General features: G+C 74.6%; 2 protein-coding genes. Both read right to left on the bottom strand.

Going from position 1 to position 1,490, the window contains the following annotated elements; all coding sequences use genetic code 11:
- Positions 1–144: 144 nt before the first annotated feature.
- Positions 145–900 (bottom strand): zinc ribbon domain-containing protein, encoded by a 756-nt coding sequence (locus tag PROKR_RS10570; protein ID WP_036962943.1) that lies wholly within the window; start codon positions 898–900, stop codon positions 145–147.
- Between the two features lie 161 nt (positions 901–1,061).
- On the bottom strand, positions 1,062–1,490 hold a 429-nt coding region (locus PROKR_RS10565; protein ID WP_036962941.1), incomplete at its 5' end, for a Nif3-like dinuclear metal center hexameric protein.

Below are 1,490 nucleotides of genomic sequence, written 5' to 3'. Positions count from 1 at the left end.
GGCCGCGGGCGCTCAACGGCGGCCCCGGGACGTCAGACCCGGAGCCGACGCCGGCCTCCGTCAGCGCGGTGACACCGTGCCGCACGAGGACCACGGTGAGCGGGTGTGCGTCGTCCAGGCGCGGGGACACTCCCGCAGGGTGGGTCATCCGGCGGCGGCACCCGTCGGGGAGGCGACGCGCACCAGGATGCGGCCGCACTCCTCGCAGCGCACCACGGCGTCGGGCGCGGCGCTGCGGATCTTGTCCAGGTCGACGGGCGGCAGGTCCATGCGGCAACCGTCACAGCGGTTGCCGTTCAGCACCGCGGCGCCCGTGCCGCCGAGCTGCGCGCGCAGCTTCTCGTAGAGGGCGACCAGGCCCGCGTCGAGGCCCTCGACCGCGGTGACGCGGCTGGCCGCGAGCGCCGCTGCCTGCGCGTCGAGGTCGGCCCAGCCCTTGTCGCGCTCCCCCTCGACCTTGGTCTTCTCCGTGACGAGCTCGTCGTTCGCGGCCTCGACCTTGGCCAGCGCGTCCTCGTGCGCGTCGAGGCGCTCCATGACGTCGAGCTCGACCTCCTCGAGCGCGGCCTGGCGCGTGGCGAGCGAGCGGAGCTCGTCGGTCAGCGCGACGGCGTCCTTGGCGCTCACGCTGCCCGTGTCGAGCCGCTGCTGGTCGCGTGCGGCGCGGTTGCGCACCTGTTCGACGTCGCCCTCGGCCTTGGTGAGCTCACGCTTCAGGTCTGCCACCCGGGTGCGCGACTCGACGAGCGAGGCGCGCAGGTCGGCGATGCGGCCCTCGAGCTCGGTCAGCTGCGCGAGCGCGGGCAGGCTCTTGCGCTGGTGCTCGAGCTGCTGGGCGCGGGTGTCGAGCGCCTGGACCTCCAGCAGCCTGCGCTGGTCTTCGGGTGGTGCAGTTGCCACGGGAGGCGTCCTCTCGGTCGTGATCTGGGGGTGGTCCAACGCTACCCCGCGACCGATGGGGCGGGCGCACGCGGACCGTGTGCCCGGACTGTGCCCCTGCACGTGGCAGTCCCGCGGATCACTCGGTGACCCGAGCGTCTGAAACAGGCGGGAACCGGCGGTCAGCGGGACGGGACCTGGCCGGTCCAGGGGTCGGTGACGAGCTCGCTGACGCGGGCCTCGACGGCGAGGCCGTCGGCTGCGAGCGCAGCGGCGAGATCCTCGACGGCGTAGCGCAGCCAGGGCCACTCACTGGCGTAGTGGGCGGTGTCCACGAGGAACGGGGTGCCGGCCGGGCCGGGAGCTCCGGCGGCACGGGCCTCGAACTCGGCACGTTCACGCAGCTCGGACGCTGGGTGGTGACGCAGGTCGGAGGTGACGTACACGTCGACGTCGGCCGCGCGGACGGCGTCGAAGTACCCGTCGCCGGAGCCACCGAGGACGGCGGCCGTGGTCACGACGGCGTCGGGGTCGCCGGAGAAGCGGATGCCCTGCGCGGTGGCGGGCAGCGCGGCGGCGACGCGGCGGGCGAAGCCCGCGAGCGTGGTGGG

The organism is Promicromonospora kroppenstedtii DSM 19349 (genome assembly GCF_000515355.1).
Classification (GTDB): domain Bacteria; phylum Actinomycetota; class Actinomycetes; order Actinomycetales; family Cellulomonadaceae; genus Promicromonospora; species Promicromonospora kroppenstedtii.
This window is presented reverse-complemented; position numbering and strand designations above follow the sequence as displayed.